General features: G+C 71.9%; 25 protein-coding genes. 18 read left to right on the top strand and 7 right to left on the bottom strand.

All coding sequences use genetic code 11. From position 1 onward, the window contains the following. Positions 1 to 163 precede the first annotated feature (163 nt). On the top strand, positions 164 to 1,420 hold the full coding sequence (locus ACFVJQ_RS14025; protein ID WP_385783632.1) for a hypothetical protein: 1,257 nt from the start codon (positions 164 to 166) through the stop codon (positions 1,418 to 1,420). 27 nt (positions 1,421 to 1,447) lie between these two features. Here the strand turns inward: ACFVJQ_RS14025 and ACFVJQ_RS14020 are convergent, their stop codons facing one another. Next, on the bottom strand, positions 1,448 to 1,903 hold the full coding sequence (locus ACFVJQ_RS14020; RefSeq protein ID WP_385514885.1) for a flavodoxin family protein: 456 nt from the start codon (positions 1,901 to 1,903) through the stop codon (positions 1,448 to 1,450). 139 nt (positions 1,904 to 2,042) lie between these two features. On the opposite strand from ACFVJQ_RS14020, the gene ACFVJQ_RS14015 reads away from it, so the two are divergent. Further along, the gene (locus tag ACFVJQ_RS14015) at positions 2,043 to 2,690 is read left to right on the top strand and encodes a class I SAM-dependent methyltransferase (protein WP_385783628.1); all 648 of its coding nucleotides are present in this window, start codon (positions 2,043 to 2,045) and stop codon (positions 2,688 to 2,690) included. Between the two features lie 80 nt (positions 2,691 to 2,770). Then, on the top strand, positions 2,771 to 3,667 hold the full coding sequence (locus ACFVJQ_RS14010) for an arginase family protein (RefSeq protein ID WP_385514887.1): 897 nt from the start codon (positions 2,771 to 2,773) through the stop codon (positions 3,665 to 3,667). A 29-nt stretch (positions 3,668 to 3,696) separates the two neighbouring features. Here the strand turns inward: ACFVJQ_RS14010 and ACFVJQ_RS14005 are convergent, their stop codons facing one another. Further along, positions 3,697 to 4,398, bottom strand: coding sequence for a type 1 glutamine amidotransferase domain-containing protein (locus tag ACFVJQ_RS14005; protein ID WP_385514888.1), 702 nt, complete (start codon positions 4,396 to 4,398; stop codon positions 3,697 to 3,699). A 138-nt stretch (positions 4,399 to 4,536) separates the two neighbouring features. Here ACFVJQ_RS14005 and ACFVJQ_RS14000 point away from each other — a divergent pair, with 138 nt between their 5' ends. Further along, positions 4,537 to 5,100 (top strand): TetR/AcrR family transcriptional regulator, encoded by a 564-nt coding sequence (locus tag ACFVJQ_RS14000; protein WP_385783624.1) that lies wholly within the window; start codon positions 4,537 to 4,539, stop codon positions 5,098 to 5,100. Between the two features lie 103 nt (positions 5,101 to 5,203). After that, positions 5,204 to 6,247 carry a medium chain dehydrogenase/reductase family protein gene (locus ACFVJQ_RS13995; RefSeq protein WP_385514890.1) on the top strand — a complete coding sequence of 348 codons (1,044 nt, stop codon included), beginning with the start codon at positions 5,204 to 5,206 and terminating at the stop codon, positions 6,245 to 6,247. A gap of 3 nt (positions 6,248 to 6,250) precedes the next feature. Here the strand turns inward: ACFVJQ_RS13995 and ACFVJQ_RS13990 are convergent, their stop codons facing one another. Beyond that, positions 6,251 to 7,156, bottom strand: a complete 906-nt coding sequence (locus ACFVJQ_RS13990) for a LysR family transcriptional regulator (protein ID WP_385514891.1) — start codon at positions 7,154 to 7,156, stop codon at positions 6,251 to 6,253. Positions 7,157 to 7,378: 222 nt separating this feature from the next. Between ACFVJQ_RS13990 and ACFVJQ_RS13985 the strand changes: the two genes are divergently transcribed. The 5 genes from ACFVJQ_RS13985 to ACFVJQ_RS13965 all read left to right on the top strand — a co-directional run bounded on the left by ACFVJQ_RS13985 (position 7,379) and on the right by ACFVJQ_RS13965 (position 12,101). Further along, positions 7,379 to 8,743: an FAD-dependent oxidoreductase gene (locus tag ACFVJQ_RS13985; protein ID WP_385514892.1), complete on the top strand. Its 1,365-nt coding sequence runs from the start codon at positions 7,379 to 7,381 to the stop codon at positions 8,741 to 8,743. A gap of 147 nt (positions 8,744 to 8,890) precedes the next feature. After that, positions 8,891 to 9,892, top strand: a complete 1,002-nt coding sequence (locus tag ACFVJQ_RS13980; RefSeq protein WP_385514893.1) for an NAD-dependent epimerase/dehydratase family protein — start codon at positions 8,891 to 8,893, stop codon at positions 9,890 to 9,892. A gap of 81 nt (positions 9,893 to 9,973) precedes the next feature. Next, complete coding sequence (locus tag ACFVJQ_RS13975; RefSeq protein WP_385514894.1) at positions 9,974 to 10,708, top strand: glycosyltransferase family 2 protein; 735 nt, start codon at positions 9,974 to 9,976, stop codon at positions 10,706 to 10,708. After that, the gene (locus ACFVJQ_RS13970) at positions 10,705 to 11,322 is read left to right on the top strand and encodes a DUF2064 domain-containing protein (RefSeq protein ID WP_385514895.1); all 618 of its coding nucleotides are present in this window, start codon (positions 10,705 to 10,707) and stop codon (positions 11,320 to 11,322) included. The genes ACFVJQ_RS13975 and ACFVJQ_RS13970 overlap by 4 nt, the downstream gene beginning before the upstream one ends. Further along, positions 11,319 to 12,101 carry a class I SAM-dependent methyltransferase gene (locus ACFVJQ_RS13965; protein ID WP_385783617.1) on the top strand — a complete coding sequence of 261 codons (783 nt, stop codon included), beginning with the start codon at positions 11,319 to 11,321 and terminating at the stop codon, positions 12,099 to 12,101. The genes ACFVJQ_RS13970 and ACFVJQ_RS13965 overlap by 4 nt, the downstream gene beginning before the upstream one ends. Before the next feature lie 331 nt (positions 12,102 to 12,432). Here the strand turns inward: ACFVJQ_RS13965 and ACFVJQ_RS13960 are convergent, their stop codons facing one another. Beyond that, positions 12,433 to 13,659, bottom strand: coding sequence for a molybdopterin-dependent oxidoreductase (locus tag ACFVJQ_RS13960; protein ID WP_385783614.1), 1,227 nt, complete (start codon positions 13,657 to 13,659; stop codon positions 12,433 to 12,435). Positions 13,660 to 13,772: 113 nt separating this feature from the next. On the opposite strand from ACFVJQ_RS13960, the gene ACFVJQ_RS13955 reads away from it, so the two are divergent. Then, positions 13,773 to 15,119 carry a hypothetical protein gene (locus ACFVJQ_RS13955; protein WP_385514898.1) on the top strand — a complete coding sequence of 449 codons (1,347 nt, stop codon included), beginning with the start codon at positions 13,773 to 13,775 and terminating at the stop codon, positions 15,117 to 15,119. A 15-nt stretch (positions 15,120 to 15,134) separates the two neighbouring features. Here ACFVJQ_RS13955 and ACFVJQ_RS13950 read toward each other — a convergent pair whose 3' ends face one another. Further along, positions 15,135 to 15,929, bottom strand: a complete 795-nt coding sequence (locus tag ACFVJQ_RS13950) for an SDR family NAD(P)-dependent oxidoreductase (RefSeq protein ID WP_385514899.1) — start codon at positions 15,927 to 15,929, stop codon at positions 15,135 to 15,137. A 190-nt stretch (positions 15,930 to 16,119) separates the two neighbouring features. On the opposite strand from ACFVJQ_RS13950, the gene ACFVJQ_RS13945 reads away from it, so the two are divergent. The 4 genes from ACFVJQ_RS13945 to tgmB all read left to right on the top strand — a co-directional run bounded on the left by ACFVJQ_RS13945 (position 16,120) and on the right by tgmB (position 19,245). Then, on the top strand, positions 16,120 to 17,265 hold the full coding sequence (locus ACFVJQ_RS13945; protein ID WP_385783611.1) for a hypothetical protein: 1,146 nt from the start codon (positions 16,120 to 16,122) through the stop codon (positions 17,263 to 17,265). 151 nt (positions 17,266 to 17,416) lie between these two features. Further along, entirely contained in the window at positions 17,417 to 17,728 is a 312-nt protein-coding gene (locus ACFVJQ_RS13940; protein WP_385514901.1) for a hypothetical protein, read from the top strand. A gap of 325 nt (positions 17,729 to 18,053) precedes the next feature. Next, positions 18,054 to 18,245 carry a putative ATP-grasp-modified RiPP gene (tgmA, locus tag ACFVJQ_RS13935; protein WP_129803094.1) on the top strand — a complete coding sequence of 64 codons (192 nt, stop codon included), beginning with the start codon at positions 18,054 to 18,056 and terminating at the stop codon, positions 18,243 to 18,245. 16 nt (positions 18,246 to 18,261) lie between these two features. Continuing rightward, positions 18,262 to 19,245 (top strand): ATP-grasp ribosomal peptide maturase, encoded by a 984-nt coding sequence (gene tgmB, locus ACFVJQ_RS13930; protein WP_385783607.1) that lies wholly within the window; start codon positions 18,262 to 18,264, stop codon positions 19,243 to 19,245. 26 nt (positions 19,246 to 19,271) lie between these two features. On the opposite strand, the gene ACFVJQ_RS13925 is transcribed toward tgmB, so the two are convergent. Together ACFVJQ_RS13925 and ACFVJQ_RS13920 are read right to left on the bottom strand one after the other, a co-directional pair. Further along, a complete protein-coding gene (locus tag ACFVJQ_RS13925) occupies positions 19,272 to 19,514 on the bottom strand; it encodes a DUF5133 domain-containing protein (RefSeq protein WP_385514903.1) in 243 nt (80 codons plus the stop codon). A gap of 135 nt (positions 19,515 to 19,649) precedes the next feature. Further along, entirely contained in the window at positions 19,650 to 21,419 is a 1,770-nt protein-coding gene (locus tag ACFVJQ_RS13920) for an ABC transporter ATP-binding protein (RefSeq protein WP_385514904.1), read from the bottom strand. A gap of 777 nt (positions 21,420 to 22,196) precedes the next feature. Between ACFVJQ_RS13920 and ACFVJQ_RS13915 the strand changes: the two genes are divergently transcribed. Genes ACFVJQ_RS13915 through ACFVJQ_RS13905 form a run of 3 tightly spaced genes read left to right on the top strand, consistent with a single transcriptional unit; the run spans position 22,197 to position 22,836 of the window. Further along, positions 22,197 to 22,475, top strand: a complete 279-nt coding sequence (locus tag ACFVJQ_RS13915) for a recombinase family protein (RefSeq protein ID WP_385514905.1) — start codon at positions 22,197 to 22,199, stop codon at positions 22,473 to 22,475. A gap of 29 nt (positions 22,476 to 22,504) precedes the next feature. Then, complete coding sequence (locus ACFVJQ_RS13910; protein WP_385514906.1) at positions 22,505 to 22,657, top strand: recombinase family protein; 153 nt, start codon at positions 22,505 to 22,507, stop codon at positions 22,655 to 22,657. Then, positions 22,654 to 22,836, top strand: coding sequence for a hypothetical protein (locus ACFVJQ_RS13905; protein WP_385514907.1), 183 nt, complete (start codon positions 22,654 to 22,656; stop codon positions 22,834 to 22,836). The genes ACFVJQ_RS13910 and ACFVJQ_RS13905 overlap by 4 nt, the downstream gene beginning before the upstream one ends. Positions 22,837 to 23,650: the final 814 nt, after the last annotated feature.

Below are 23,650 nucleotides of genomic sequence, written 5' to 3'. Positions count from 1 at the left end.
TCCGGTCCGGCATGCAGGACAACCGAACTCCCCCACCGGGACATCACACGGTCGCTGCACCCAGGTGGCGAGGCGGCCGACGGGGCCATAGGAATGGGACGGTACAACGCGCGTCGCGCTTCGGCAGCGCAGGAGCGGCCGCACCTCTCCCATGGAGCCCAGGATGACCACCCGCTCTTCACCATCCCAGTCGAATCAGCCCGCCATAGCCTTCACCCAGGCCATCCCCTCGGCGGAACCGCTGTCCGGGACCACCCCGGCGATCGACCTGGCCTCGGCCGTCGGCCCGGCCCCGGCGATCGGCCCAGGACCCGAGGAGAACACCGGGTCCGCCTGTCCCACGGGACACTCCGACGACAGCACTCCCCAACTCCCCACGGCACCCCGGGCCGAGGAGGGCGCTGCGGGCGGAGGCTCGTACGGCGATCCGGTCCTCGACCTCGTCCATGCCGCCGTCAGCGCTCGGCCGCTGGAGGAAGTCGTCCGGCTCGTCACGCTGATGGAGGAGTCACCCGAGTACGCACAGACGGTCGTCGCCGTCCTGAGGGCCGTCGCGGTGACCCGCTCGGTGGACGACGTCGCCCGGCTGGTCGCCGAACTGACCCGGCCGCCACGTGAGGCCGACAGCGCGGACGAAACCATCCGCGCGGCGGTCGAGGGCCGGTGCGTTGAGGACGTCACACGTCTGATGGCGTTGCTGCACCAGACGCCGTTGGGGCCGCACTGCGGACAGGCAGCGGTGCGGGCGGCCGCCACGGGCCGGCCGGTCGAGGAACTCGTGGAGCTCATCGGGCGGCTGGCCCGGCAACAGGTGCGGGAACCGTACGGGGTTCAGCCGGAGCAGATATCCGGGTCCGCCGCACAGGAGGCGATGGCGAGCGCCGCCCTCGCGCCCGCCCCCAACGTGTTCCCGGCGGCGGACAGCAGACTCACCCTCGGGCTTCGCGGAAGGCGAACCGTCCGAATCCGGCGCCACCGTCCCCCTGCCCCGCCCAAGAGACCTGTCTTCTGGCCGAGTTGGCTGGCCGCTGCAGCCCTCGTCGTGTGCGGCGCCGCGTGCTTCCCGCTGCACCGTCAGGGCACGACCTCCAGCATCTACGTCGCCACACTCGGGGCGTCCGGCGCGTGCGTGGTGCTGGCCGTCCTGCTGGCTCTTCGGGCCACGGTGCCGATGCTGATGGCGGGTGTGGCCCTGCCTGCGACGCTGGCGGCGGCCGGGCTGCTCGAGGGCAGGATCCACTCGGCCGGGCTGTCCCGGGCCCTGCACATCACACTGGCTCCGCCCTGGAGCGCCGGCCTCACCGCGGCGTGCGCGTCGCTGGCCTCGCTCGCCGCGCTGCTCCTGCTGTTGATGGTGCAGGTGGCGGACCGGTACCCGGCGCCACGACCGGTGGCCGAGGCGAGTCGGGGCACGGAATGACCGAGGAGGCGGACGGGTGGCCGATCGTCACGGCTCCATGAGTCCGGCGGCCACCGTCGCCCCCAGTTCCCAGCACGCCTGGATGCCGGCCCGGTCCGGCTCTCCCGTCACGGTCACCGCGTCGGCGGTACGCCGCCAGCCCAGGCCGGTCGTGATCGACTCGATGCCGCGCACCGCTCCGGTGACATCGCTGCCGCCGTGCACGTAGTAGCCGAAGGGCCTTCCCCGTGTCTCGTCGAGGCAGGGGTAGTAGACCTGGTCGAAGAAGTGTTTGAGGGCGCCGGACATGTAGCCGAGGTTCGCCGGTGTACCCAGCAGATACCCGTCGGCGGACAGCACGTCGGACGCCGTGGCGGACAGTGCCGCCCGTCGCTCGACCCGGACGTTCTCGATCTCCGGGGTCGTCGCACCGGAGATGACGGCCTCGAGCATCGCCTGGCAGTTGGGCGACGGCGTGTGATGCACGATCAGCAAGGTGGTCACGCCACCGAACCCTGCCGTGACCCCGGGTACGGCCGCAAGCCGCGCACGGCGCCGGGACGGCCGTAACCCCCGTTGTCACCACAGGTCATGGGTGGAACGATGCGCGGCACCGGCCACACCCGTGACGAAGGGAAGCATCGTGACCGACGGGGACCACCGGCCGCGCGCGGCAGCCGTGTTCGACGCGATCGGGGCGGCGTACGAGCAGGCGTTCGCGGGGTCCGAGCCGCACCGGGCGTCGCTGGCGTGGCTGCTCGGGCGGCTGGAGCCGGGGAGCCGGGTGCTGGACGTCGGCAGCGGGACGGGGCGGCCCACTGCGCAGACACTCGCCGGGGCGGGTCATGACGTGCTCGGGATCGACTGCTCCCCCGTGATGGTCGGCCTCGCGGCCCGGCAGGTGCCCGGCGCCTCCTTCCGGTGCGCCGACATCCGCGAGGAGCGGCTTGCGGACGGCTCGTTCGACGCGATCTGCGTGTACTTCGCACTGCTGCAGATGTCCCGCGACGAGCAGTCCGCCCTCGTCCGCCGGCTGGCGCGGGCGCTGCGGCCCGGCGGTCACATGGTCCTCGCCACGGTGCCGCTCGATGTGGAGGACGTCGAGGCGGTTTTCATGGGGCAGCCGGTACGGGTGACCAGCTTCGCCGCGGAGGACTTCACCGCGATGGTGAGCGCGGCGGGCCTGAGGGTGCTCCGGCAGGACGAGGCGCTGTTCACTCCCGCTCACCCCGATGCCGTACCGGAGCCCCAGTTGTTCCTGTACTGCCGACGGGACGGGGCGGCCGGCTGACCCGGGTCGGCTGGGCCTGGGCCGCGTTCTGCGGGACGATGGACTGTGGAGCCGCCGCCCATCGGCGAAGGGGCTGTGACGTGCAGGAACTGGCAATCATCGAGGCGCCGTCCGTGCTGGGACTGCGACCCACCGGCGTGCAGGAGCTGCCGGCGGCACTGCTCGATGCCGGTCTGCTGGACCGGCCCGGGGCGGTGCGGGCCGGCCGGATCGAACCGCCGGCCTACGCCCCCGGGCGGGATCCCGACACGGGGGTCCTGAACAGTGCCGGAATCGCGGAGTACTCCGTCCGGCTCGCCGACGCGGTCGCCGGCGTTCTCGACACCGGTCGCTTCCCCGTCGTCCTCGGCGGCGACTGCAGCATCCTGCTCGGTGCGCTCCTCGCCCTCAAGCGGCGCGGACGCCACGGGCTGCTGTTCCTCGACGGCCACAGCGACTTCTACCAGCCGGAAGCGGAACCGGTGGGCGAGGCGGCCTCGATGGACCTCGCCCTGGCCACGGGCCGCGGGCCACGGCCGCTCGCCGACCTCGAGGGCCGAGGACCGCTGGTGCGGGACGAGGACGTCGTCGTCTTCGGGTTCCGTGATGCCGCCGAGGCCGCCGTGTTCGGGATGCAGCCACTGCCGCCCTCGCTGTACGCGATCGACTTCGACGGCGTGCGTGCGGCGGGCGCTGCCACGGCCGCTCGCGAGGCCGTCGACCGGCTCACCGGCGTTCCGGGCCCCGGCTACTGGATCCACCTCGACGTCGACGTCCTGGACGACGCGGTCATGCCTGCCGTCGACTACCGGCTGCCCGGCGGGCTGAGCTGGGCGGAGCTGGAGGAAGTACTGCACACGGCCCTGGCCGACGAACGGGCCACCGGAATCGATGTCACGATCTTCAACCCCCGCCTGGATCCGGACGGAAGTATCGCGGCCCGTCTGGCCCAGTGCCTGAACCGAGGGCTGTCGGCCCGAACGCCGGTGCAGGGCTGAACCGCGCCCGAGCGGGCGCGGCCCGGCGGTCAGTCGGCGAGGTTCTTCAGCACGGCCTCGGCCGTGGCCTTGCTGGACTGGGGGTTCTGACCGGTGATCAGGTTGCCGTCCTGCACCACCGTGTTGCTCCATGCGGGGCCGGCCTCGACCACGGCACCGCGCTCACGCAGCCTGCTCTCCACGTAGTAGGGCGTGTTGTCGCCCAGACCGCCCTGGCGCTCCTCCTCGTCGGTGAAGGAGGTCAGGGTGCGGCCGGCGAAGGTGAAGCCGCCGTCCGGCCGGCCGGCGCTGAGCAGCGCGGCCACGCCGTGGCACAGGGCCGCCACCGTTCGGCCCGAGGCGTCGGCCTCGTCGAGCAGCCGGCCGAGGTCGGCGTCCGTGGCAAGGTCGGCCATCGGGGCGTGGCCGCCGGGGATGTAGATCGCGTCGTAGTCGCCGGCCCGTACCTCGGCGAGGGAGAGCGGCGCGGACAGCTGGTCGGCGATGCCGTCGAGGTAGGCACGGAACCGCTGCGCGTCGGCCTCCGCCACACCGCCGCGCTCGTCCAGGCTGAGGGCGTCGACCGTCGGCCGGACACCGCCCGGCGTGGCGATCGCCACCTCGGCACCGGCGGCGGTGAGCACCTCGTGGGACGCGGCGACCTCCTCCGCCCAGTAACCGGTGGGGTGGGTGGAGCCGTCGGCCAACTGCATGCTGTTCGCGCTCGAAATGACCATCAGAATCTTCGACATGTGGACCATGTTCCATCAGAGAACTTCCAGCTGCACGCGAGAGCCATTAGAAAACTTATGGCTCTCGTCTTGCCCCGAGGGAGACGGGTGACTAAGGGACCGTTGACACCCCCAAAGTGTGAGTGGTTAAGTACTCACATGAAGACGGAACAGCGCCGGCTCTCCACCGCCGAGGAACGCCGCGAGACGGTCCTGCGTACCGCCATCGGCGCGTTCGCGGCCCGCGGCTACTTCGGCACCACCACCACGGAAGTGGCCAAGGCGGCCGGCATCTCGCAGGCCTACGTCTACCGGCTCTTCCCGAACAAGGAGGCGTTGTTCACCGCGGTCGTCGAGCACTGCTTCACCCAGGTGCGCGCGGCCCTCGAAGGCGGAGCGGCCGAGGCCCGCAGCAGCGCCCCCGAGGCCGTGCTCGAGTCGATGGGCGACGCCTACGCCCGCCTCATCAGCGACAACGACCTGCTGCTGGTACAGCTGCACGCCCAGGCGGCGGCCATCTCCGAGCCCGCCGTCAGGGAGGCGGTCAGGGCGGGGTACGCCCGCGCGGTCGAATACGTGCGCGGTGCGTCCGGCGGCAGCGAGGAGCAGATCCAGCAGTTCTTCGCCACCGGCATGCTCTGCCACCTGATCGTCTCCATCGACGCCGAGTCCGTCGACGCGCCCTGGACCCGCACCCTGGCGGCGGGCATCACGCACTACTGACCGACCCCACCCGGGCGGCCGTCCGGTCCTGTGGACCGACAGCCGCCCTTTCCAAGGCCTCACTAGTGAGTGGTTGACCACACATCCACAGAAGGAGCCAGCCATGCAAGCCACCGAAGTCGTCCTGCCCGCCGTCGGAGAGCCCGAGAGCCTCGAACTCCGGGTGCGAGAGCTGCCCCAGCCCGGCCCCGGACAGGCCGTGGTCCGGATGGAGGCCAGCGGCGTGACCTTCGCCGAGCAGCAGATGCGGCGCGGCAAGTACTACGACATGCCGAAGTTCCCCTTCGTACCCGGCTACGACCTGGTAGGCGTCGTCGAGCAGCTGGGCCCACCGGTGCCCGACCAGCCCGGGCTGTCCGTCGGGCAGCGGGTCGCCGCTCTCACCAAGACCGGCGGATGGGCCGACCACGTCCTGCTGGACGCGGCGGATCTGGTGCCGGTGCCCGACGGGGTGACCGCGGCGGAGGCCGAGACACTGGTCACCAACGGCGCGACGGCCTGGCGCATGCTTCACCGCACGGCGAAGGTCCGCCCGGGCGACACCGTCGTGGTGCACGGGGCCACCGGTGGCGTCGGCAGTGTGCTGGTGCAGCTCGCCCGCAGCAGCGGCATCACCGTCATCGGCACCGCCTCGGCCCGTAACCAGCAGGCCGTCGCCGACATGGGCGCCCTCCCCGTGGACTACCGCGGCGACGTCCCCGCCCGCGTCCGCGAGCTGGCGCCCGACGGCGTGTCCGCCGTCTTCGACCACGTGGGCGGCAAGGGCATCGAGGACTCCTGGCGGATGCTCGCCCCCGGCGGCACCCTCGTCTCCTACGGCAGCGCCTCGACCCGCGACCAGACCGGCAACGGGACGATCACGGTTCTGAAGCTCGTCGCCCGGCTCGCGGTGTGGAACGCCCTGCCCAACGGCCGCAGCGCGCACTTCTTCAACCTGTGGGCCGGCAAGGCGCGGCATCCGCGGCAGTACCGGGCGGAGCTGCGCGAAGACCTCACGCAGATCTTCGGCCTGCTCAGGGCCGGGGCGATCGAGGCCAGGATCGACCGGGTCTACCCGCTCCGGCAGGCGGCCGCCGCGCTGCGGCACGCCGAGTCCGGCACCGTCGTCGGCAAGGTCGTGCTCACTCCGGGCGGCGTGGCCGAGTAGCGGTCACAGGGTGTTCCACCGGCGCGCGGCCTGCTGGAGATGGTCGCGCAGCACGGTGACGGCGGGGCCCGCCGGAGCGCCCCGCCGTACCGCCAGGTACAGGGTGTTGAGCGGCGCCACCTCCGGGTGGTGCAGCTGCACGACCTCCCCGGCAGCGAGGGCCGGTGCGGCGATGTACCGCGGCAGCACGGAGATTCCGGCACCCGCGACCACTGCCGCGAGGACGGCCCTGAGGTCGGCGACGACCATGGCCACGGGATTCGGCGGCCGCCGCCCGAACTCGCTGCGCCAGTAGCGGCGCACGATGGGCAGTTCCTCGGCGTACGCGACCAACGGCAGATGCGCCAGTGCGGCCACCGGCTCGCTTCTCAGGCGGCCGGCGTCGATCGTGTGGGCCATCGCGGGCGGTGCGACCAGGACGAACTCCTCGTCCACGAGCGGCACCGCGAGCACCGCCGCACGAGAGGGCCGTACCGCCGAGACGACCAGGTCGAGCCGGTCGTTGACCAGCTGGGAGAGCAGGTCGTCGGCCAGCCCGAGGGTCACGTGGACGGTCACGCCGCGGCGGGCCAGCCCGGCCAGCACCGGCAGCACACGCAGCGTCATCACCTCGGCCGCTCCGCCGATCCGCACGGTGCCCCGCAGGGGCGGCTCGGCATCGGCCGGGTGCAGGGCCTCGCGCAGCCCGTCCACGTGCACGCCGATGCGGGACGCCAGCGCGGCTGCCCGCTGGGTCGGGGTGACGCCCTTGTGCGTACGGACGAACAGGGGCTCGCCGATCTGCTCCTCGAGCCGGGCGAGCTGACCGGTGACGGCCGGCTGGGTCACTCCGAGCCGCTGAGCCGCCGCGGACAGCGATCCCGCCCGGTAGATCTCCAGGAACGTCGACAACAGATCAAGATGCGGCATGCCACCGCGGCTCTCCTTCACCACCACAGGCAGAAGCAAAACACTCCGGCGGGCCGGCGCGGACCGGTGGTGCGGCGGCGCCTCGGCACTCCCCGAGGAGGCCTTATGAGACCCATAAGGTCAACTTATGAGCCCATAGAACGGACCCGCGTACCAGGTTAGGCTTGCCTCAGCTTAGGCTTCCCCTCGAGTCGCACGTCACCGCTCGAAGGGAACCTGATCATGCCCCGCCCTCTGCGGGTAGCCATTGTCGGAGCCGGCCCCGCCGGGATCTACGCCGCCGACGCACTGCTCAAGTCCGACGTGGCCGCCGAACCCGGTGTGTCCATCGACCTCTTCGAGCGGATGCCCGCGCCGTTCGGACTGATCCGTTACGGCGTCGCCCCCGACCACCCCAGAATCAAGGGCATCGTCACCGCCCTCCACCAGGTGCTCGACAAGCCGCAGATCCGTCTCTTCGGCAACGTCGACTACCCGACCGACATCAACCTGGACGACTTGCGCTCGTTCTACGACGCCGTGATCTTCTCCACCGGCGCCACAGCCGACCGGGCCCTGCCCATCCCGGGCATCGAGCTGGACGGCTCCTACGGCGCGGCGGACTTCGTCTCCTGGTACGACGGTCACCCGGACGTGCCGCGCACCTGGCCGCTGGAGGCGGAGAAGGTCGCCGTGCTGGGCGTTGGCAACGTCGCCCTCGACATCGCGCGCATCCTCGCCAAGACCGCGGACGAGCTGCTGCCCACCGAGATACCGGCGAACGTCTACGACGGCCTCAAGGCCAACCGGGCCAAGGAGATCCACGTCTTCGGCCGCCGCGGCCCGGCGCAGGCGAAGTTCAGCCCGATGGAGCTGCGCGAGCTGGACCACTCCCCCAACATCGAGGTCATCGTCGATCCCGAGGACATCGACTACGACGAGGGCTCGATCGAGACGCGGCGCGGCAACAAGCAGGCCGACATGGTCGCCAAGACCCTGGAGAACTGGGCGATCCGCGACGTCGGCGACCGGCCGCACAAGCTGTTCCTGCACTTCTTCGAGTCGCCGGCGGAGGTCCTGGGCGAGGACGGCAAGGTCGTCGGCCTGCGCACGGAGCGCACCGAGCTCGACGGCACCGGCAACGTCAAGGGCACCGGCAAGTTCACCGACTGGGACGTCACCGCGGTCTACCGCGCGGTCGGCTACCTGTCGGACAAGCTGCCCAAGCTGCCCTGGGACATCGACTCGGGCACGGTCCCGGACGAGGGCGGCCGGGTCATCGAGGAGAGCCGCTCGCATCTGCAGTCGGTGTACGTGACCGGCTGGATCCGGCGCGGCCCGGTCGGCCTCATCGGCCACACCAAGGGCGACGCCAACGAGACAGTGTCCAACCTCCTGGACGACTTCGCCAACAGCCGTCTGCACACCCCGTCGGCGCCGGAGCCCGAGGCCGTGGACGCGTTCCTCGCCGAGCGGAACATCCGCTTCACGACGTGGGAGGGCTGGTACAAGCTGGACGCCGCGGAGAAGGCCCTGGGCGAGCCGCAGGGCCGGGAGCGCGTGAAGATCGTCGAGCGTGAGGACATGCTGCGGGAGAGCGGCGCGTAAGCGCGGAGGCGAACCCGCGGTGAGGGGCCCGGCGCGATGGTGGCGCCGGGCCCCTCACGCGTGCGGTGCCGGGGTCGGTCTTACGGACCTGTGACGTGCCGGGCGCGGAGCGGCGGCGCGGGCGGCTCGCCGACCTAGCGTGTGGCCATGCGAGTACTGGTCACCGGCGGTGCCGGGTTCATCGGGTCCCATGTGGTCGAGGCACTGGCGGCGGGCGGGCACGAACCCGTCGTGTACGACGTGCGCGCCGACCCCGGTTCGGACGTGCGGGACATCGACGCGGTACGCCGCGCCCTGTCCGGTGTCGACGCCGTGTGCCATCAGGCCGCGATGGTCGGGCTGGGGTCCGGGTTCGCCGACGCCGTGGAGTACGTCTCGCGCAACGACCTCGGTACGGCCGTACTGCTGACGGCCATGGCCGACGCGGGCGTCCCGCGGATCGTCCTGGCGGGATCGATGGTGGTGTACGGCGAGGGACGGTACGACTGCGCCCGGCACGGAGTGGTGCGGCCCGGGCCCCGGGCGGTCGCCGATCTGACGGCGGGACGCTTCGAACCCCGGTGCCCGGCGTGCGGCGCGGAGTTGTCGCCCGGGCTGGTCGGCGAGGACGCGCCGGTCGATCCGCGCAATGTCTACGCGACGACGAAGCTCGCCCAGGAACATCTGGCGGCGGCGTGGGCCCGGGTCACGGGCGGGTCGGCGGTGTCCCTGCGGTACCACAACGTGTACGGGCCCCGGATGCCCCGCGACACGCCGTACGCCGGGGTCGCCTCCTTCTTCCGCTCGGCGCTCGCCCGGGGCGAGGCCCCGCGCGTGTTCGAGGACGGCCGCCAGCGGCGGGACTTCGTCCACGTCCGGGACGTGGCGGCGGCCAACGTGGCGGCGCTGGAGGCGGCTTGCCCGCCGGGCGCGCTCGTGGCGTACAACACCGGAAGCGGAGAACCGCACACGGTCGGGGAAATGGCGCGGGCGCTGGCCGCGGCGTACGGCGGGCCCGAGCCCGTGGTGACCGGGGAGTACCGGCTGGGGGACGTCCGCCACATCACCGCGGACTCCTCGCGACTGCGGTCCGAACTGGGCTGGAAGCCCGAGGTCGGATTCGCGGACGGGATGCGGGAGTTCGCGCGGTCCGGGCTGCGTGGCCAATGAGCGGGCCGCCCCGTGGCAGCGGCCCGACGTCCGTGTTTCGTAAGGAGCCGAAGTCCGATATGCCCCCTTTCTCTTCGTAGGGTGAAAGCCGTGACGACCCCTCCCCCCTCACCCACCGTCGACGTTGTCCTCCCCTGCCTCAACGAGGCCGACGCACTGCCCTGGGTCCTGGAGCGCATCCCTGCCGGATGGCGCGCCCTCGTCGTGGACAACGGCTCCACCGACGGCTCGGCCGACCTCGCCCGCGCGCTCGGCGCGACCGTCGTCCACGAACCGCGGCGCGGATTCGGGGCGGCGTGCCACACGGGACTGACCGCCGCCGGTGCCGACATCGTGTGCTTCTGCGACTGCGACGCCTCGCTCGATCCCTCGCTCCTCGCCCCGTTCGTGCGCGAGGTGCACGGCGGTGCGGCCGACCTGGTGCTCGGCCGGCGCCGGCCACAGGGCCGGGGCGCCTGGCCGGTGCACGCCCGGGCGGGAAACATCGCGCTGGCGCTGATGCTGCGCCGCCGCACGGGTCTGCGGCTGCACGACCTGGGCCCGCTGCGCGCCGCCCGGCGCGAGGCGCTGCTCGGCCTCCGGCTCACCGACCGGCGCAGCGGCTATCCGCTCCAGATGGTCGTGCGCGCCGCCGACGCCGGCTGGCGCATCGCCGAACACGAGGTGCCCTACCTGCCCCGCACCGGGGAGTCCAAGGTCACAGGCACCTGGCGGGGCACCTGGCAGGCGGTACGGGACATGCGCCGCGTCCTGGCCGAACCCCCCGCCACACAGGGGCGCACCACCCCGTCCGCGCAGGGAGGGAGCGCCCGTTGACCACGCTGCTCGTCATCGCCAAGGAGCCGCGGCCCGGACGGGTCAAGACACGGCTGACGCCCCCGTTCACCCCCGCTCAGGCGGCCGTGCTGGCCGAGGCGGCCCTGGTGGACACCCTGCGTGCGGTGGCCTCCGCGCCGGCCCGGCGCCGGGTCCTGGTGCTCGACGGGACCCCCGGCGCCTGGCTGCCGTCCGGCTTCGACGTCGTACCGCAGTGTGCGGGCGGGCTGGACGAGCGGCTCGCGGACGCCTTCGCCGGGTGCGACGGGCCCGCCCTGCTGATCGGGATGGACACGCCGCAGGTGACGCCGCAGCTGCTGACCGTGGACTTCGCCGACAGCGACGCGTACTTCGGTCCGGCCGAGGACGGGGGCTTCTGGGCGCTCGGCCTCGCCGAGCCGGCCCCGGAGCTGCTGCGCGGTGTCCCGATGTCGACGCCGGTCACCGGCGCCGTACAGCGCGACCGGCTCGTCGCCGCCGGGCTCCGGGTGCGGGATCTGCCCCCGCTGCGGGACGTCGACACGGCAGCCGACGCCGAAGCGGTGGCCGCGCTGGCGCCGCACGGCCGGTTCGCCACGGAGCTGGCCCGACTGCATGCGGCCACCGGCCGATGAGCGCTCCGTACGAGATCGCCCAGCCCGACGACACCGAACAGCCCGCCCTGCTCCCCTGGTCGGCCGATCCTTATGTGCACGCCCTGCGCACCGGCCGCGGACCGCTGTTCCTGCGCCGCACCGACGGCTGGCTGCTCCCGCTGGACGTGGAGCGGTGGTGTGCGCGCCCGGACGACGCGGATCTGACCGTCCTGGACCGCTGCGAGGGTGCCGTGCTGGACGTGGGCTGCGGCCCGGGCCGGCTGGTCGCGGAACTCGCCGCCCGGGGCCGGACCGCGCTCGGCATCGACGTCAGCGAGGCCGCGGTCGCGCACACCTCACGGCTGGGCGGCCGGGCCCTGCGTCGGTCGGTCTTCCAGCCGCTGCCCGCGGAGCGGCGCTGGGGCACCGCGCTGCTGATGGACGGCAACGTCGGCATCGGCGGCGACCCGCCCGCGCTGCTGGACCGGGTGTCCCGGCTCCTCGCCCCGGGCGGTCTGGTGATCGCCGAGACGGTTCCCGCGGACGTGGACGAGCGGGTCCAGGTCCATGTCACCGACGGGCGGGGCACCGTCGGCGTCCCGTTCCCGTGGGCCCGCCTCGGCACCCCGGCCCTGGTGCGGTACGCCCGCGCGCTGCGGCTCGACGTGGAGGGTCAGTGGGCGGCCGGCGGACGCTGCTTCGTCGCCCTGCGCAGCCGGAGCACCAGCAGCAGTGCCGAACCGCCGAACAGAACGGCGGTGATCAGCAGCCAGCGGGCCAGGAAGCCGTCCGCCGACAGACCGGAGACCAGCCGGTAACGCTCGTCGACCCGGCCGCTGATCAGGGGGAACCACACCAGCAACAGCAGGCCGGACAGGGCGGCCGGGACACGGACGTACGGGATCCACTCCCGGCGCCGCACCGCGCCGAGCGCGCCGGTGACCGCCCGGTCCGCGGCCGCGTACAGCGGCAGGAGCAGCAGGTCGTGGACGAGCGCCGCGCCCACGAACCACAGCGCCACCCGCAACCAGTCGCCCGCGAGCAGCCGGACGCCCGCGTATCCGGCGAGCGCGAACGAGGCGGCGAGCAGCAGCAGTTGCAGCGGGCTGCCGAGGACGATGCGCGGTCGGACGAGGGTGGGGCGGCGCATCACAGGTCTCCGAACGTCAGCCGTGCCACCCACTTGGTGTTGAGCACGCCCGGCGCGGCGGGCACGATGATCCGGGCCGGGTAGCCGTGGTCGAGGGTCAGCGGCTCGCCGTTGACGTCCAGGGCGAGCAGGGAGCGCGGGTCGGCCACCTGGTTGGCGCGCATCGCGGCCCGGCGGAAGGCGCCGTGCCGTTGGAGGGACTCCACCAGCACGTCGGTCGGCTCGTCGTGGCCGACGAGGGCCGCGAGGTCCCGCAGCCGTACGCCGCGCCACCACTGGTCGGAGGTCGACCAGCCCTCCACACAGGCGATCGGCAGCGCGGCGCTGTGCAGCGGGAGGCCCAGCAGCTCGTCCCGGCTCAGCCGGACGACGCCGGAGCGGCCGGTGACGACCAGCCGCCACGTCTCGTCACCCGTCTCCCGGCGGTCGATTCCGGCGTACGCGGCCGTCTTGTTGATCTGGAAGCCGCCGGGGCCGCTGCCCGGTTGGGGTCCCCCGCGCGGTGCGAGGACGGCCGTCTCGCGCAGCGGCCCGTCGAAGCTGCGGCCCGCCGTCGTGACGAACATCAGCAGCGAGGCTCCTGAGACCAGCCCGAAGGCGCCGCGGCGGGTCACGGTCGGCTCGGCCGGCCGCGGGGACACCAGATCGCCCTCCTCCGCGCGCAGCCCGCGCAGGTTGCGCACGGCCGTGGGGAGCTTCAGGGCGACGTGCACGACGAACGCGCCGAAGAACACCCAGGCGCCGTAGAAGTGCAGCGTGTAGAACGAGCCGGGGAAGACGTAGTCCACCTGGACGTTGAGCACGCCGGTGATGAACTGGAACAGGGCGCCCCCGACCAGCAGGATCAGCGAGATCCGCTCCAGCGCGTGCGCCACCGAACGGGCCGGCGGCAGCGCGAACAGCCGGGGCACGACCGACCACAGCTTGGCGAGCAGGACGGGGATGAGAGTGAGCCCCAGGGTGACGTGGACGCCCTGGGTGAGCCGGTACAGCCAGTGCGGGTCGGTCGGCCAGGAGAAGAGGTAGAAGCCGAGGATCCCCTTGTCCGGTGTCTGGTCGTTGACCGGCGACAGGTCGGGGTTGTAGGCGGCGTACGACAGCAGGCCGGTCACGAACAGCAGGGTGATGCCGACCAGCAGCACGACGCCGAAGACGGCGGTGAACCGGGGGCCGCGCAGGGGGCTGCGCCAGAAGCCGGGCGACGAGGGAAGCCGTTGGTCGCGCATGATTCGACGGTAGGTCGCGGCCCGCCCGAAGAGACCGCGCAACTCATGACGAAACGCTGACATCAGGACGCAGGACGCCCTGGTGGGTGCGTCGGCGGCCTAGCGTCCTGCGTGTGATCCGCTCTCCTCTCCGTGACCTGGGCGCCGCCCTGGCCGCCGTCCTGCTCGTCGTCGCGGCGATCCTGATCGGCCGCCACATCGAGGACACCGACGGCACGCTGTTCGTCAACTGGCCTCCACTGCTCGCCTCCTGGGGCCCGCACGTGGGCCCGGGCACCCCGGCCGCGATCGTGGTGGCGATCGCCGTGGTGGCGTACGGGCCCGGGCTCGCCGCGCGGCTGCCGTGGCGCGCGCTCCTGGCTGTGGCCTGCGGCACCGCCATGGCCTGGACCTGGTCGCTGGCCCTGATCGACGGCTGGCACCGAGGTGTCGCGCAGCGGCTCACCACGCGGTACGAGTACCTCCAGGTCATCGACCGCTTCCAGGACATTCCCACCACTGTGCGGGACTTCACCGAGTACATCGTGATCCAGGGCCCCGACCACTGGCCCGCGCACATCGCCGGGCACCCTCCGGCGGCCACGCTCACCTTCGTCCTGCTCGACCGGATCGGCCTCGGGGGCGGGGCCTGGGCCGGGGTCTGGTGCATCACCGTCGGGGCCACGGCGGTGACGGCCGTGCTGGTGACGGTGCGGGTGCTGACCGGGGAGGGGCTCGCGCGGCGGGCGGCGCCGTTTGTGGTGCTGGCGCCGGGCGCGGTGTGGATGGGCACGTCGGCCGACGGGTACTTCGCGGCGGTCGCCGCCTGGGCGGTGGCGCTGCTGGCGCTTGCCGTGACGGGGCGGCCGGGGGCTCGGTCGCGGATCGCGGCGGGCGGGGCGGGACTGCTGTTCGGGCTGACCTGCTATCTGTCGTACGGGCTCACGCTGATCGGGATCATCGGTCTGGGGGTGCTCGTCCTCGGTCGGAACCGGCGCGCGGTACTGCTGCCGCTCCTGGCCGGGCTGGCCGTGTTCCCGCTGGTCTTCACCCTTGCGGGGTTCAACTACTGGGAGGCGTACCACCTGCTGGTAGAGCGCTACAACCAGGGTGCCGGGGGCGTGCGGCCGTACGGGTACTGGGTGTGGGCCAACCCGGCGTGCACCGTCCTCGTCGTGGGCCTCGCGACGGTGGCGGGGCTGTCACGGGCGGGCGGGGCGCTCGTCGGGCAGCGCCGCCGTCTGTTGAGCCGGCCGGGTGACGCCGAGGGCCGCCTCGCCGTGCTCCTGCTCGGCGCCTTTCTCGCCCTGCTCGCCGCCGACCTGTCCGGGATGAGCAAGGCGGAGACGGAGCGCATCTGGCTGCCCTTCGCCCTCTGGCTCCTCACCGCCTGCGCGTTCCTGCCCCACCCCCGCATCTGGCTGGCGGCGCAGGCCGTGGTCGCGTTGCTCGTCAACCACCTGCTGTGGACCGGCTGGTGAGCGGCCCGCCCGTGCCTACGGCAGGATCGAGTCGACGTATCCCCCGTCGACACGCACGGCGGCACCGGTCGTGGCGGACGCCAGCGGGGAGCTCAGGTACACCACGAGGTTCGCGATCTCCTCGGGCTCGATGAGGCGCTGGAGCAGTGACTGCGGGCGGTGGTCCCGCATGAACGCGCGCTGCGCCTCCTCCCAGGGCAGGTCGCGGCCCACCAGCTGGTGGACGAAGTCCTCGACGCCCTCGGTGTGGGTGGGACCGGCGATGACGGAGTTCACCGTGACACCGCTGCCGGCCGCCTCCTTCGCGAAACCGCGGCTCACCGCGAGCAGGGCGGTCTTCGACATCCCGTAGTGGATCATCTCGGCGGGGATCACGACGGCCGAGTCGCTCGCGATGTTCAGCACCCGGCCCCACCCCTGCCGCATCATCCGTGGGAGGTACGAGCGGGTCAGCCGGACGCCCGAGAGCACATTGATCTCGAAGTAGCGGCGCCACTCGTCGTCGGTGATGTCCAGGGCGGGCGCCGGGCCGAAGATGCCGAGGTTGTTGACCAGGATGTCCACGTCGGGCAGCGTCTCCACCGCAACCGCGGCGCCCTCCTCGGTGCCCAGGTCGGCCGCTACGGGTACGAAGTCTCCTTCCGGCGCCTCGGCCCGCAGTTTCCCGATGCTCCGTTCGAGGCGTTCGGCGTTGCGTCCGTTGACGCCCACGCGTGCTCCGGCGCGGGCCAGTCCCACGGCGATCGCCGCTCCGATGCCCTGGGAGGAGCCGGTCACCAGCGCGGTTCGCCCATCGAGGTCCACGTTCACGGGGGTCGCTCCTTGTCGCAGTGCGGTCGGCCGATGTCCTCCTGCCCACGATCGCCGACGATGCACCCGGCCGCAGGCGGACGGCCGCCGTCCTCGACACGGCCGTTCCGGGTGACCCCCGGGATGATCCCGGCCACCTGCGGCGACGATACTGGCAGTCGCACCACGCCCCCGTTCACAGATGGACCCCATGCCCTCCACCACCGTCCGCCCCATGACTCCCCCCACGGTCTGGCTGGCTCGCGGCCGCCACGTCGGGCCCGCCGCGGAAGACGTCCTCCGGCGCAACCTCCAGCACCTCAAGGACCGCGGCGTCATCCGCGACCATCTGGAGCTGCCCGAGCCCGAGGGCGCCCGCGAACACGTCTTCGAGGCCCGCTGGGAGGTGGACGGGACGGTGACCGTGCGGGCCAGGCTGGCCCTCGCCCACGGCTCGGCCGCCGGGCAGGAGTGGGTGCTGGCGGCGGAGGCGGAGCGTCCGTGGGACCTGCAATGGCCGTCCCCCGCGACCATGTTCTGGCCGGACGATCCCGACGCCGCCTGGGACCACGAGGCCGACGCGGACCTGCGATTGCGGGACATCAACCCCCTGCCCCCGGACGACAAGGACCTGCGGCGCGTGCTCAGGGGCGCCGCGCGCAGCGCGTGGTCCGTCCACATCGTCGTCCACGAGGCCATGACGCCCGACGCGCTGGGACGCCTGCCGCTGGCCCGGCTGCTGCCGCCGGGTCTGCGGCACCGCGTGGTGGAGCACCGCGCCGCGCCGCACCAGCTGCGGGCCGTGAACTGGGCCCTGCGCGAGTTCGGTGTGCAGGTGCCGCGCGGCGGAGCCGTGGTGCTGCCCGGCTCGCCGGCCCCGGACGACTACGACAGCGACGCCTGCTCCGTGCGCAGTGTCTTCCTGGACGGCAGCGAACCGGCCGAGCTCATCGACGCGCTGACCCGTTACGTCGCCTCGCCGCGGCCGCTGCCGGAAGGTGCCGACCGCGTCCTCACCGCGCTGCGGGAGGACTGGCACCTGCTGACCCTGGAGGAGGAGCTCGCCCGCGAGCGGGCGCTGGTGGCCATGTACGCCGAGGCCCTGGAGGCGATGACGAGGTCCCGGGACCTGTACCGGGAGGCCGCCGAGCGGGCCCACGAGGCGCTGGCCGTCTACCGCGAGTCGTCCGCCACGCTGCCGGAACCGCCGACGACGGAGCCACCGCAGGAGGCGCCCTCCGGTTCCCCGCTCCAGCAGTTGACGCGCACTTTCGGACGTCTCAAGGCGACCGCGAAGTTCCGGCGTCCGGCGTCGTCCGCGGAACCGGACGGTGCCGAGGGCGGTTCCGGCGGCTGAGAGCAGTCACCGGCGCACTCCGGTCACCGGCATAGTCGTACGGGGTGTGCCGATAGGTCACAAACGGCATAACGGAGGCAATATCAGGGCGGAATCCGGGAATTCAAGGAAGGGCGCGTCCACCGGCGGCGCACCGGACCGAGGAGGGCCCGTGGATTCCACCACAGCAGTGCTCGCCGTCATCGCCGTGATCCTCGCCGTCGTGCTCGCCGCGGCCGTCGGGCTGCTGGTGCGGCTGGTCCGGGCCCGGCGCGGACTGCGGCGCGCCGGGCTGCCGACCGGGCCGCCCTGGGTGTTCTGGGGGGCCGTCCTGTACTTCGTGCTCCCGGCCGACCTGCTGCCCGATCCGGTGTACCTCGACGACGTCGGCGCACTGCTCCTGGCCCTGCGCACACTGCGCACGCCCCTGACCGCACGAGACCACCGCACCGCCCCGGCACGACGCCCCGTCGACCCCGCCTGACCTCCAACTGCCCGCGTTCCACGACAGATCCACGCCCCGTTGCGGCCGCTCGGGGCGACGCCGGGCCCGCGCGCCCGCCATCACCCCCATGTGCTCCCCCGGTCGCCCGGGGTGCGCCGTGCTGTGCATCACGACCAGTCAACCGGAAGGCGCCGTCCTCCGTCTCAGGTTCAGAGCGGCCAACTCGCCCGCCACTACGGAGCGTAAGGAAACCAATCACCCGTTCGATTCGTATAAGTCCATGGAAAGCCCCGGAGATCCACGGGCTACGCGACGACACGGCAGGCCGACGCCTGGCCGGGGCAGCACCGAAGAGGGAGAGACGATGCAACCGTTCGCGCTCAACTACGCACGCCCGGCGGCGGAGTTGGATGTCGCCACTCCGTACGCCTACGATCCCGGCCTGCAGTTGAACGTGCTGTTCGACGGCCGGATCGCCGCCACCGATCTCGCGTTGCTCAGAGAGCTGGGGACCACGACGTCCACCGCGGGCTCGAAGACGCACTTCGACGACTGAACACGGACCGTCGACGATGACCGTACTGATCCTGACCGGCGACCAGGACGTGACGGCGGACATGGTGGTCGTCCACCTGAACGCGTCCGGAGTCCCGGTGGTCCGCCTCGATCCCGCCGACCTGACCGGCGGCGCCGCACTGTCGGGCGAGTATGTGCACGGTGCCTTCCGCGGGCATCTGTGGTCCGCGGGCCGGCTGGTGAGCATGGACGGGCTGCGGTCCGTGTGGGTGCGCCGGCCGGGAACTCCCGCCACGCGGGTGGCCGAGCCGTCCGCGTGGCTCACCGAGGAGTCCTCGCAGGCGCTGTACGGCATGCTGCGCAGCTCCACCGCCCGCTGGATGAACCATCCGGACGCGGCCCGTCGCGCCCGGTACAAGCCCTGGCAGCTCCGCCTCGCCCAGCGCAGCGGACTGCCCGTGCCGGCCACACTGATCACGACCTTCCCGCAGGCCGCCCGGGATTTCGCCGAACGCTTCCCCGACCTCGTCGTCAAACCCGTCTCCGGCGCGCATCCCCAGGAGCCGCCGAGGGCGGTGCCGACCAGCCGGGTGGCACCGGACACCGACTTCGCCGCGGTCGCCTTCGGCCCGACCCTGCTGCAACGGCGGATCGCCAAGCGGGCCGACATCCGGCTCACCGTGGTCGGCGAGCGGATGCTGGCCGCCCGCAAGGCGACCGCCCCCGACGCCGACCCGGACGAGGTCGACGTCCGCTTCGCCACGGACAACCGGCCCTGGCGCCCCTCCGACGTCCCCGCACGGATCGCGGACGGCGTCCGTACATACCTCCGGGAGGCGGAACTGTCCTACGGCGCCTTCGACTTCGTGGAGGACACCGATGGGACGTGGTGGTTCCTGGAGTGCAACCAGTCCGGGCAGTTCGGCTTCGTGGAGGTGGACACGGGCCAGCCGATCGCCCGCACCATCGCGGAGTGGCTGGCCCGGCCCACCGCGGACCGGCCGAACCGGGTCAACGGCACGGGCACCAGGGTCCCTTGACACTACGAGCGGCCCCGCGGACGGCGTCACCCGGCCAGCGACAGACCGCTCTCCCCGTCCGGGTCCGGCGCGTTCCCACCGGCCAGCAGGGCGTCCGCCCGGGCGATCGCCTCGTGGATGCTGGTCGTGCCCGTCAGGACGCACAGGGTGTGACTGACGTCCGCCAACTCCCGTGCCCTCGTCGGCGTCTCCCTCTCCGCCTGAGCGATGCGCAGCGATGCGTACCTGGTCAGCAGCCTCCTGACGACCTTCGGGTCCGGAACAAGCACGGGGCGCCCCTCTCTCGACTTTTGCGCACCGTATGCCCGGACGGGGCCGGACCATTCGTCTTCTTGGGTGCCCGGCACCCATTTGACGCAAAACCGTCGCCCACCGCACAGGTGTCCGGCCCTTCTGTCGGACGGTCAGGCGGCCTGGCCGCTGTGCAGTGCCGCGTAGGCGCCGCCCCGGCGCAGCAGTTCCTCGTGCGTGCCGATCTCCTGGATGCGGCCGTCGGCCATCACCACGATCCGGTCCGCGCCCCGCACGGTGGACAGCCGGTGCGCGACCACGAACGTGGTGCGTCCGTGCAGCAGCCGGGCGAGGGCCTGCTGGACGAGCGCCTCGGAACGGGTGTCCAGCGCCGAGGTCGCCTCGTCCAGCACCAGCACCCTGGGATCCCTGATCAGGGCACGGGCGATGGCCAGCCGCTGCCGCTGCCCGCCGGACAGCCGCGCCCCCCGCTCGCCGACCAGGGTGTCGAGTCCCTGCGGCAGCCCGTCGACGAACTCCAGCGCGTTGGCGTCCCGCAGCGCCGCCCGGACCGTCTCCTCGTCGGCGTCGTCCATCCCGTAGGCGACGTTCTCACGGACGGTGCCGTCGAAGAGGATCGACTCCTGCGGCACGACCGACACGAAGCGCCGGTAGGTGCGCAGGTCGAGGGTGTTCATGTCGGTCCCGTCGAGCAGCAGCCGGCCCGCGGTGGGGCGGACGAAGCCGATGACGAGGTTGAGCACGGTGGACTTCCCGGCGCCGGACGCGCCCACCAGGGCGATCGTCTCGCCCGGTGTCACCGAGAGGCTGAAGTCGCGTACGGCGGGCCGTCCGCCGTCCTCGTACGCGTGAGAGACGCTGTCGAAGGTGACAGCGCCGCGCAGCGCGGTGAGTTCGGCCTTGCCCTCGTTGTCCTCGAGCTCGGGAGCCTGGAGCACCTCACCGACCGAGCGGACGGATTCGAGGCCCTTGGTGATGACCGGGGCCAGGCCGGTGAGTGTCGTCGTGGAGTTGGTGAGGGTGGTCAGGAAAGCGCTGAGCATGACGACATCGCCGGCGGTGACGCCCCAGACGTCGTAGTACGAGATCAGCGCGGCACCGGCGAGAACGAGGACACCGACCACGTTGAGGACCACCCAGGCGAGTGAGCCGAACCGGCCGTTGACCAGGTCCAGGCGCATCCCTGAGGTCAGCAGCCGGCGCAGGGTGCCGTCCATGCGGCGCAGCGCCTTGCCCTCCAGGCCGTGCGCGCGAGTCACCGGGATCAGACGGGTCATCTCCGTCACGCGCGAGGAGAGCGTCTCGACCTCGTGGCGGAAGTGCTCGTTGTGGGTGCGCAGCCGGGCCCTGAGGCGGGCCACGAGGAGTGCGGCGGCGGGCACGACGACGAGGAAGACGGGGACGAACTCGGGGGTGCGGATGGCGATGATGACGAGTCCTCCGGTGAGGACGGTGATCGCGCCGAGTCCCGTTTCGGCGGTCTGTTGCACCATCTGCTCGACGGTCTCGACGTCGCGCACCACCTTGGCCTGCAGCACTCCGGCGCTGACCCGGGAGTGGTAGCCGATGGAGAGCTGCTGCATCCGGGTGCAGAGCGCGGAGCGCAGGGCGGTGCCCATCCGGCGCACGCTGCCGTACAGGAGGCGGACGTACAGCACGTGCAACGGGTAGTTGACCACCAGGATGAACATGATGATCCCGGTGCTGGTCCAGAGCCTGCTGATCGGCTGGTGCTGGACGACGGTGTCGATGATGGACGCGGTGATCAGCGGCAGCAGCCAGACCGGGCTGTGCTTGACCGTGAAGACGCCGACCGCGGCGGCCAGTCGCCATCGGTCGGCGTGGAACAGGTAGGCGAGGGTGCGTATCGGGTGTTCGCCCCGGTAGCGGTGGTCGAGCGGTCTCTCATGCGACGACGCCATCCGCGGTGGTCCTCTCCGTCAGCCGGATCAAGGAGGCAGGAAGCGCTTTCTGCCCAGTTCGGCCAGGGGTACACCAGGTGACGGCAGGAATGTCGGAGCGTCCGCAGCGTGAGACCGGCAGGCGTTGGAAACGTGGAGTGTCTACCTCTGATTTTGCGCAGTGCTCCCCGGCCACGCCTCCAACGCAATGGGCAACTTCGTCTTCGAAGTGACGTTGCATTACCGAAGGTTGGAGAAGCTGCCTCGTGGCGAGAGCAGGCAGCGTCATGACGGGCAGTACGTTCATGACATGGTGCGGGGGATCGTGTCGACAGCATCGAGTACGCGCGGCGGGTCAACACTGCCGCGGACCTGCTCGCGGTGGAGGTATCTGTCGCGGAGGCGGCCCGTGTGCTGGCTGCCCGTTTCGGGGTGTCGGTGCGTCAGGCACACCGGTATGTGGAGCAGGCCGTGGCGCAAGGTCGAGTCGCCGTCCCCGAGGCGCGTGTGGTGTTCACCGTCAAGCTGCCGGCTCGCTGGCCGAGCGGGTCCGTGAGCATGCCCGTGCGAGTGAGGCGACCGTCTCCTCGGTGGTGGCCCGGGCGCTGGCCGACTACCTCCGCAACGATGACGGCGGACGGCGGCCGGGGCCGTGAACCGTCCGGTGGTGGAGCTGGAGTGGGTCTTCTCCCGGCATACCGGTGAGGAACTGCGTGCGGCCTACGAGGTGTTGGGCCCAGCGCCGTCCCCGCATCCGAGGCGATCAGCAGCTACCACAGGTGCAGGAAGGAGCGGGCGGTGACCACGGCGGGGATCTACGCGAGGGTGTCCTCGCAGCGGCAGAAGAAGGACCAGACGATCGCCTCGCAGACGGCAGCGCTGCGCGCGTACGCCGAGCGAATGCGGCTTGAGGTGCCCCAGGAGTGGGTCTTCGAGGACGAGGGCCATTCCGGTGCCACGCTGATGCGCCCCGCGCTGGAGCGGCTGCGGGACCTGGTCGCTCAGGTCGGAGTGGATGTGGTGGTCGTCTACGCGCCGGACCGCCTCGCACGGAAGTTCGCTATCAGGCCCTGCTGATCGAGGAGTTCGCCCGTGGGGGGACGCGGGTGGGGTTCGTACGCGGGCCGCGCGGAGACAGCCCCGAGGACCAACTGCTGGTCCAGTTCCAGGGCATGTTCGCCGAGTACGAAAAGGCCCAGCTGATGGAGCGCTACCGGCGCGGGAAGACCGACCGGGCCCGGGCCGGATCGAATCGGTGAACGTGCTGTCCGGGGCGCCGTTCGGCTACCGCTTCGTACGCAAGAGCCCGGAGCGTGCGGCCCGCTACGAGATCAATGATGCCGAGGCTGCCGTGGTGGCTGAGCCCTTTCGCCGTTATGTCGACGAGGGCGACTCCATCGCCGGTCTGACCCGACGAACCCGCCGGCACCACCGTTGAGGTCGGGGGCGCGTTCCCGCGGGGGTGCGGGGTTGAGGGCGTTGGTGGCGAGCTCGGAGACCACGAGGGCGAGGGTTTCCGCCGTTCCGGGGGCCGGAGCCGGTTCCAGGCCATCGGCGAAGGCGCGGGCGACGTAACGGGCGCGAGCGATACCGGCGGGGCTGTCGCCCTCAAGAACCACAGGGGCCTTGGGGTTTCCGAGCTCGTCGTCTTCGTGTCGGTCATGTGCTACCACCCGGCCCTGGATCGGTTGTGCCGCCAGGCTCAGCGTGTGCCCGCCGGGCGGGGCTTCAACCCGGGACAGCACTCTTCTGGGTGTATTTGCGGCAGAACTCCGTGCATCGACTCTGAAGAAAACCTGTCGTGTCCACAGTAGACATTGGCTTGTTGCGGGGTTACTGTTTCCGTCGTACCCAGGAAGTCGATGAGGGCGCGGCAGAGACGAACTGCCGTGCATGCAGGTCAAGCAGGACGCGGCCCCAGAGGCCGCGAGCAGTACCCACGGTATCCAGCAGTACAACCGAGTAACCGAAGGTAAGGAGCAGACGCCATCAGGATCGCCCGGGCGAGGAAGAAGTCCGCTCGGGTACCGCAGGCCCCGGATTGGAAGGTGGTCCCCGGTCACGCATCCGCGATCCCCGCAGCCCCGCCCTCCCAGGCGGAACCTGCGGACACAGAAGGCCGGCGCAGTTTGCCGGTAGATGGTGTTGAAAGCTCGGGGCCCGGGTGCCGTACGGCACCCCGGCCCCCCCCCCCGGGCCCCCCAAAAAAAGGGGGATGGCCCCCCGCCCTTACCCGGCCCCCCACAACCACG

It is taken from the genome of Streptomyces sp. NPDC127197 (genome assembly GCF_042672405.1).
GTDB lineage: Bacteria > Actinomycetota > Actinomycetes > Streptomycetales > Streptomycetaceae > Streptomyces > Streptomyces flavusporus.
This window is presented reverse-complemented; position numbering and strand designations above follow the sequence as displayed.

Coding starts and splice junctions, on each gene's coding strand:
- ACFVJQ_RS13960 (WP_385783614.1), bottom strand. CDS start 13,659: ATGCGCGACCAACGGCTTCCCTCGTCGCCCGGCTTCTGGCGCAGCCCC.
- tgmA (WP_129803094.1), top strand. CDS start 18,054: ATGCAACCGTTCGCGCTCAACTACGCACGCCCGGCGGCGGAGTTGGAT.
- ACFVJQ_RS13990 (WP_385514891.1), bottom strand. CDS start 7,156: ATGCCGCATCTTGATCTGTTGTCGACGTTCCTGGAGATCTACCGGGCG.
- ACFVJQ_RS13920 (WP_385514904.1), bottom strand. CDS start 21,419: ATGGCGTCGTCGCATGAGAGACCGCTCGACCACCGCTACCGGGGCGAA.
- ACFVJQ_RS14025 (WP_385783632.1), top strand. CDS start 164: ATGACCACCCGCTCTTCACCATCCCAGTCGAATCAGCCCGCCATAGCC.
- ACFVJQ_RS13945 (WP_385783611.1), top strand. CDS start 16,120: ATGCCCTCCACCACCGTCCGCCCCATGACTCCCCCCACGGTCTGGCTG.
- ACFVJQ_RS13995 (WP_385514890.1), top strand. CDS start 5,204: ATGCAAGCCACCGAAGTCGTCCTGCCCGCCGTCGGAGAGCCCGAGAGC.
- ACFVJQ_RS13985 (WP_385514892.1), top strand. CDS start 7,379: ATGCCCCGCCCTCTGCGGGTAGCCATTGTCGGAGCCGGCCCCGCCGGG.
- ACFVJQ_RS13965 (WP_385783617.1), top strand. CDS start 11,319: ATGAGCGCTCCGTACGAGATCGCCCAGCCCGACGACACCGAACAGCCC.
- tgmB (WP_385783607.1), top strand. CDS start 18,262: ATGACCGTACTGATCCTGACCGGCGACCAGGACGTGACGGCGGACATG.
- ACFVJQ_RS14000 (WP_385783624.1), top strand. CDS start 4,537: ATGAAGACGGAACAGCGCCGGCTCTCCACCGCCGAGGAACGCCGCGAG.
- ACFVJQ_RS13980 (WP_385514893.1), top strand. CDS start 8,891: ATGCGAGTACTGGTCACCGGCGGTGCCGGGTTCATCGGGTCCCATGTG.
- ACFVJQ_RS14005 (WP_385514888.1), bottom strand. CDS start 4,398: ATGTCGAAGATTCTGATGGTCATTTCGAGCGCGAACAGCATGCAGTTG.